Annotated in this window: 4 protein-coding genes and 2 pseudogenes; 1 reads left to right on the forward strand and 5 read right to left on the reverse strand. The window is 69.3% G+C overall.

Translation table 11 applies throughout. The features are described from left to right. Window positions 1-487, reverse strand: a pseudogene (locus VAE46_RS10020) (hypothetical protein); the annotation flags it as partial. A 129-nt stretch (window positions 488-616) separates the two neighbouring features. Between VAE46_RS10020 and VAE46_RS10025 the strand changes: the two are divergent. Beyond that, the gene (locus tag VAE46_RS10025) at window positions 617-2,914 is read left to right on the forward strand and encodes a CoA transferase (RefSeq protein WP_322796796.1); all 2,298 of its coding nucleotides are present in this window, start codon (window positions 617-619) and stop codon (window positions 2,912-2,914) included. Window positions 2,915-2,917: 3 nt separating this feature from the next. Here VAE46_RS10025 and VAE46_RS10030 read toward each other — a convergent pair whose 3' ends face one another. From VAE46_RS10030 to VAE46_RS10045, 4 genes and pseudogenes are all read right to left on the reverse strand, one after another. After that, window positions 2,918-3,757: a PIG-L deacetylase family protein gene (locus tag VAE46_RS10030; protein WP_322796797.1), complete on the reverse strand. Its 840-nt coding sequence runs from the start codon at window positions 3,755-3,757 to the stop codon at window positions 2,918-2,920. 73 nt (window positions 3,758-3,830) lie between these two features. Continuing rightward, window positions 3,831-4,205 (reverse strand): hypothetical protein, encoded by a 375-nt coding sequence (locus VAE46_RS10035; RefSeq protein ID WP_322796798.1) that lies wholly within the window; start codon window positions 4,203-4,205, stop codon window positions 3,831-3,833. Further along, window positions 4,205-6,811, reverse strand: a complete 2,607-nt coding sequence (gene secA / locus VAE46_RS10040) for a preprotein translocase subunit SecA (RefSeq protein WP_322796799.1) — start codon at window positions 6,809-6,811, stop codon at window positions 4,205-4,207. Before secA ends, VAE46_RS10035 begins: the two co-directional genes overlap by 1 nt. A gap of 74 nt (window positions 6,812-6,885) precedes the next feature. Continuing rightward, a pseudogene (locus VAE46_RS10045) lies at window positions 6,886-7,176 on the reverse strand (hypothetical protein); the annotation flags it as partial.

Below are 7,176 nucleotides of genomic sequence, written 5' to 3' on the forward strand. Positions count from 1 at the left end.
GCGGGGGCTCTCCGAGGAGAGCCAGCAGCGCGGGGGGCGGGAGGAGCGAGGGTCGCGCCGGGAGCAGCAGGAACCATGCGGCGATGGCAGGCGCCTCGGAGGGCTGGACCTGTGCAGGGAGGGCAGCCTCGAAGGCGGCGAGGAGGGCGCGGAGGCGGGGAAGGTCGGGCGGGATGGCTGCGTGCGGCAGGCCGTGGGCAAGGAGCACCCGACGGAGGAGCGCGAAGGCAGCGGGGTCGCCGCCGGCGGCTGCGCGGAGGAGGCTGCCGAGGGCGGCGAGGTCGGGCTCGGGGAAGGCGGCAGCCGCAGCGGCTGCCCGCGCTTCGGGGGAGATATGGACTGCATCGGCGAGCGGTGCGGCCGGCGGGGTCGCGCCGCGGGGTGGCGTCCGGGCGGGGTCGAGCGCTTCGAGGGCCTCGGCGGCGCGGAGGTCGAGGAGGCGCGCCATGGCGCCGTGGGGCGCTTCGTCGGTCTGGAACAGGCGCACGCGGGGCCTCCCTGACGGAATGGTCGGCAGGTGCTGCGGCGGGAAGAGTGGCAGGTTCGGAGATGCGCGCGGGCAGGCGCGTATCGGGGGCGATGCCGGAGCGTGCGGCCCGGGATATAGTTCGGGGCCATGAGTGCATTCGATGGCTTGCGGGTAATCGATTTCAGCCAGGGGATTGCCGGGCCGCTGGCGACGATGCTGCTGGCGGACCTCGGCGCCGAGGTGATCAAGGTGGAGCCGCCGGGGGGCGACCGGATGCGGCACCACCCGGGCTACTGGTGCTGGAATCGGAACAAGCAGGTGGTGACCCTCGATCTCCACCGGTTTGAGGACCTGTCCGCCGCCCGGCGGCTGCTTGCCACAGCAGATGCGGCCGTGTTCGACTGGTTACCGGGGGAGTTAGAGCGGAGCGGCCTCGACTCCGTTTCCGTGCGAGGCGCCGACCCCGCCCTGGTGCACGCATGGTTTCCGCCCTACTCCCCCGCTGGACGCTGGAGCCAGCTACCGCCGGATGAGGGTCTGCTGGAGGCGGTCTCGGGGGTGGCCTGGCTGCAGATGAGCTATGAGGACCGGCCGACCTGCCTGGTGACGCCGCAGGTGCAGTACGGACAGGGCATGCTGGGGGCGGGGGTGCTGGCTTCGGCACTGTACGCGAAGCGGCGGACCGGGCAGGGCCAGACGGTGGTAGTGAGCGGCCTCCATGGCGTGGCAGCGGTCGAGAGCGGGGGAACGATCCGGGCCGGGGAGATGTTCCGGCTGGGAGGCCGGGGGAGCCGCGGCGGGGTGCCGAATTACCGGCTGTATGAGTGCGCGGACGGGAAATGGTTCTTCCTGGGGACGCTGACGCCGCAGTTCTTTCTGAAGGCGCTTGAAGCGACGGACATGCTCCACCTGATGGCGCTGGAAGGCGTCGAGGGCGAATTCACCAACCTGCTGAAACCCGGCATCAACCAGCAGGTGATCGAGGCGCTGGAGGCGCGCTTCAGGGAGAAGCCGCGGGAGGAGTGGCTGCGCATCCTGCATGAGGCAGGCGTCCCGCGGGGGCCGGTGGGCACGATCGAGGAGTGGTTCGCCAGCGAAACGGTCCGGGCGAATGGGATGCGGGTGGAGCTGGAGCACCCTGACCTGGGCACGGTGGTCATCCCGGGGGTGCCGGTGAAGCTGAGCGCGACGCCGGGTTCGGTTCGGCACCTGCCGCGGCCTGTCCGGCTCGAGGAGATTGGGCCGCATACGCGGGAGCGCGGGGGGTCGGCGCCGGTGCAGCCGGGCGGGCCGCTGGCCGGGGTGCGGGTGCTCGACCTCGGGGCGTTTATCGCGGGGACGTTTGCGCCGGCAATCCTGGCCAACTGGGGCGCCGACGTGATTAAGGTGGAGCCGCTGGAGGGCGACCCCTTCCGGACGTACGGGCTCGGATTTGTGGGCTACAACCGCGGGAAGCGCGGGCTGGCGATCGACCTGAAGCACCCGGAGGGGCACGCGGCGTTCATGGACCTTGTGCGGGTGAGCGACGTGGTGCTGGACAACTACCGGCTCGGGGTGCGGGAGCGGCTGGGGATTTCGTACGCGGAGCTGCGGAAGGTGAACCCGCGCATCATCAGCTGCTCGGTGACGGGGTACGGGCCGGAGGGTCCGCTGGCACAGGACCCGGGCTTCGACCCGCTGGTGCAGGCGAGGAGCGGGCTGATGGCGCTGCAGGGCGGGGACGACGAGCCGGTGTTCTACCAGATCCCGGTGAACGATACGGCGAGTGCGATGATGGCAGCCTTCGGCGTGGTGGCTGCGTTGGCGGCGCTGGAGGTGACGGGCGAGGGCCAGGAGGTGACCACCTGCCTCGCGAACCAGAGCATCCTGACGCTTTCGGGGGAGGTGACGTGGTACGCAGGGCGGCCGGCGACCCCGAAGGGCGGGCTCGACCTGCTGGGGTTCTCGGCGCTCTACCGGTATTACCGCTGCGCCGACGGCTGGATCCTCCTGGCGGCAACCCGGCCGGAGCAGTTCCACGCGGTCTGCGGGGCGCTGGGCCACCCGGAGTGGGCCGCCGGCTGGCTGGCCGAGGATGCCCTGCGCGAGCCGGTGGAAGGGGAGCTTGCGCGGCGGATCGCCGGGGCGCTGGCGGACATGCCGCGAGCGGAAGCACTGGACCGGCTGCTGGTGCGCGGGGTGCCCGCAGCGGCGGCCGTTTCGAGCGAGGAACTGTTCGAGGACCCGTGGCTGCTGGCATCGGGGTACTTCGAGGACTTCGAGCACCCGCAGCTGGGGACGATCCGCGGGCCGCGGCTGCTGGGCTGGTTCGAGGGCATGCCGAACGGCTACCCGCGGCGCTCCCCGCTGGTGGGCGAGCACTCGGTGGAGGTTCTGCGGGAGTGCGGGTTCGACGAGGGACGAATCGCGCGGCTGCTGGAGGGCGGGGCCGTCCGGCAGGGGTAGCGGTCAGGCGCCGGCGGCGCTCCGCTGCGGCTTGGCCCGGGCCTCCGGCGCGGGCGGCGCCGGCTGGCGCGGCGGCCGACGGATGCTCCAACGGCGGAAGCGCTCCTCGATCGGGCGGCCGGGTTCACGCCGTTCGCGCTCGGCACGTTCGCGCAGGAAGTCATCGCGGGTGCGGCCGCCGATCTGGCTGGTGTGGCAGAGGATGGCGTCGATCTTCTTCTGCCAGTAGTCGGTGATGTCGACCGAGTAGTCGGGTTTGTCGGCGCCGGCGAGGAGAACTTCGTTGACCTGGTGGCTTTCGAGGCCCTCGTGTTCATGGTGGGGGTAGAAGAGGCGGTCGCGGACAATGGGGTAAATGGCGTCCATGGTGGCCTGACCGACGTTGCGGTGGTCGCGGTGGTTGAAGGTGCCGCGGAAGGCGTCCCAGGTGATGACGACGTCGGGGCGGTAGAGGCGGAGGAGTCGGACGATCTGGCCGCGGAGCTCGGCGCTTTCGCTGGTGAAGCCGTCGGGGTAGCCGAGGAAGATGCACTCTTTGACGCCGAGGACGCGGCAGGCTTCCCGCTGCTCCTCTTCGCGGATGGCGGCGAGCTTCTCGGGGTGCATGGCCGGGTCGTGGGTGCCCTTATCGCCGCTGGTCACGACGACATAGATGACCTCCCAGCCTTCCGCGCACCATTTCGCGACGGTGCCGGCGCAGAGGAAGTCGGCGTCATCCGGGTGGGCCATGATGACCATGGCGCGCGCTGGCCCCTGGATGGGTGGAAGCGGCTCCGCGGCGGCGGGGGCCGGCGCGGGCGCGGTTTCGCGGTGGCGCTGCTTTTTGCGGTGCTTTTTGCTCATACGGGCGGGTGGGCGAGTCCGTGGGTTGGTGTGGTGGAACTGTAGCAGAGCCAGCGCCGGAGCGGCGCGGGCGTCAGGCGCCGGCTGGGCGGATGCGGAGGGCGGTTTCGCCGCGGCCGATGGGTCGGGTTTCGAGGAGGTCGAAGCGGGCGCTGCGGAGCCCGTCGGGGAGGCTTGCGGCGGCGGGTTCGTGGGCATCGAGAATGAGCCAGGCCTCGCCTGAGGCTGATTCGAGGAGCCAGCGGAGGCGGCTGAGGAGGCCGGGCCGGAGCTCGGCGGGCTCGGGCCACCAGAGGATGCGGGGTGTCGGCTCGGCGGTGAGGAGGGTGCTGGCGACTGCCGGGCGGGGCTTCATGCGGCCGGCCTCGGCGAGGGCGCCATCGGGCGGGGCGATGAGCATGATGGGGCCATCGCCAGTGGTGAGGCCGAGTTCAGCCAGGGCGCCCATCAGCGGATGAGCTTGCGGCGCTTCGCGGCGCTGGAGCTCTTGCCGCCCGACCGGGGCGCGGCGCCGAGCGTGCGAATCTGGTCGCCCGTGGGGCCGGTTGGCCTGGCGAGGACGGGCTGTGCGGCCGGCCGGGCTTCGCCAGCGGGGGCAGCGGAGGACGATTCGGTGCCGGTGACCGGGGGCGGCGCGGCAGGCTGCTGCACGATGCGCACCTTGAAGATGGTGCGTGCAACCTGCCGGCGGATGTTCTGGACGAGCTGAAGGTACATGTCGTGGCCTTCGCGTTTGAAGGCAACGAGGGGGTCGACCTGGGCGTAGGCCTGCAGGCCGATGCTCTGGCGGAGCTCTTCGATGGCGGTGAGGTGTTCGCGCCAGTGGGTATCGATGGCCTCGAGGAGGAGCCAGTGTTCGACCTTGCGCATGTTCTCCGGGCCGATGGTCTGCTCCATCTGCTCGTAACGGTCTTCGGCGCGGTCGAGGAGTTCATCGGTGAGCTCGTCACCGAGTTCGGCCATCTCCTCGATCGAGGGGACGTCCTCGGGCGGGAAGATTTCGCGCAGTTCGGCGGCGGCGAGTTCGAGCGCTTCGGGGTCCTCAGTGTTGAGTCCGTCGGTGATGCGCTCGATTTCGCGGAAGAGCATCTCCTCGAGGACGTTGGCGCGGGTATCGACGCCTTTCAGGATCTTGTCGCGCTGGCTGTAGATCTGCTTGCGGTGCTCGTTGATGACGTCGTCGAATTCGACGAGGCGCTTGCGGATATCGAAGTTGTAGCCTTCGACCTTTTGCTGGGCCTGTTCGATGGCGCGGGTGACCATCCGGGATTCGAGGGGCATATCCTCGGTCATGCCGAGTTTTTGCATCATCCCGGGGACCCAATCGGGGGCGAAGCGCTTCATGATGTCATCGCCGAAGGAGACGAAGAAGCGGGAGGAGCCGGGGTCGCCCTGGCGGCCGGCGCGGCCGCGGAGCTGGTTATCGATGCGGCGGGATTCGTGGCGTTCGGTGCCGATGACGTGGAGGCCGCCGAGCTCGGCGACGCCGGGGCCGAGCTTGATGTCGGTGCCGCGCCCGGCCATGTTGGTGGCGATGGTGACGGCGCCTCGCTGCCCCGCCAGCGCAACGATCTGGGCTTCGCGCTCGTGGTGCTTGGCGTTGAGGACCTCGTGCTGGATGCCGCGGCGGGTGAGGAGGGTGGAGAGGTACTCGGACTTCTCGATGGAGGTGGTGCCGACCAGGACGGGCCGCCCCTGACGGTGCATCTCCTCGATTTCGTTGACGACGGCGTTGAACTTGGCGCGTTCGTTGATGTAGACCACGTCGGGGTGGTCGACCCGGATCATGGGGCGGTGGGTGGGGATGACGACGACATCCAGGCCGTAGATCTTGTGGAATTCCTCGGCCTCGGTCTCCGCGGTGCCGGTCATGCCGGCGAGCTTTTCGTAGAGGCGGAAGAGGTTTTGGAAGGTGATGGTGGCGTAGGTGATGGACTCGCGCTGGATGGGGACGCCTTCCTTGGCTTCGACGGCCTGGTGGATGCCGTGGCTCCAGCGGCGGCCGGGCATGAGGCGGCCGGTGAATTCGTCGACGATGATGACCTCGCCATCGCGGACGACGTAGTCGCGGTCGATGCGCTTGAGGTACTCGGCATCGAGGGCGGCTTCGAGGTGCCGGGCGAGGCGGGGGTCGCCTTCGAAGATGTTGCTGATGCCGAGGTTGCGTTCGACCCGTTCGATGCCTTCTTCGGTGAGGGCGATGTGCTTCGCCTTGTGGTCGACGATGTAGTCGACGTCCTCGCGGAGGCCTTTGACGGCGCGGGCGAAGCGGATGTAGGTATCGGAGGCTTCCTCGGCCTGGCCGCTGATGATGAGCGGGGTGCGGGCTTCATCGATGAGGATATTGTCGACCTCATCGACGATGGCGAAGTAGAGGTCGCGCTGGGCCTTCTCCTCCCACTCGCGGACCATGTTGTCGCGGAGGTAATCGAAGCCGAATTCGTTGTTGGTGCCGTAGGTGATGTCGGCCTGGTAGACCTCTTTGCGGGAGGCGGGGCGGAGGTCGGCGTAGCCGGTGGCGGGGCCCTCGGCGGCGGGCAGATAGCCGGGTTCGTACATGAAGGAGATACCGGCGTTCTGGATGACGCCGACGTTCATGCCGAGGGCGTGGTAGACGGGTCCGTACCAGGCGGCATCGCGGCGGGCGAGGTAATCGTTGACGGTGACGACGTGGACGCCGCGGCCGAGGAGGGCGTTGAGATAGACTGGCGCCACGGCGGTGAGGGTCTTGCCCTCGCCGGTGCGCATCTCCGCGATGCGGCCTTCGTGGAGGGTGATGCCGCCCATGAGCTGGACGTCGTAGGGGCGCTCGCCGACCTTGCGGGCGGCCATCTCGCGGCTGACGGCGAAGGCCTCGGGCAGCAGGTCGTCGAGGGTTTCGCCGGCGGCGAGGCGTTCTTTGAACTCGGCGGTTTTTGCGCCGAGGGCTTCGTCGGTGAGGGATTCGGTTTCGGGGGCGAGGTCGTTGATTTCGTCGACGATGCGCTGGAGGCGGCGAAGTTCGCGCTCGTTGGAATCGCCGAGGATGCGGTTGAGGAATCCAAGTTTGGGCATGCTAGGGCCAGTGTACCGCGAATGGCGCGGTAGGGGCGGGTAAAGTCGCTGGCGAATGCGGGGTCAGCGGGGTCTCAAGGGGACTGGACGCGGGCGGCGCCGCTTTCAACGGCCTGGAAGAGCGGGCGGGCGGCCTGTTCGGAGGCTTCGAAGGCCGGTCCGGGGTAGATGCCGATGAAGAGGATGCCGAGGAGGAGGACGGCGGCGAGTCCCCAGAGGACGGGCTGGACCCGGAAGCGGGCCGTTTCGCCGACGGGGTCGAAGAGGTACATCTGGCGGATGACCATGAGGTAGTAGTAGAGGCTGATGAAGCTGTTGAGCACGGCGAGGGCGACGGCCCAGAGGGTATCGCCGGTGGTTGCGCC

Origin of the sequence: Tepidiforma sp., assembly GCF_034433535.1 — a bacterium.
Taxonomy (GTDB): Bacteria; Chloroflexota; Dehalococcoidia; order Tepidiformales; family Tepidiformaceae; genus Tepidiforma.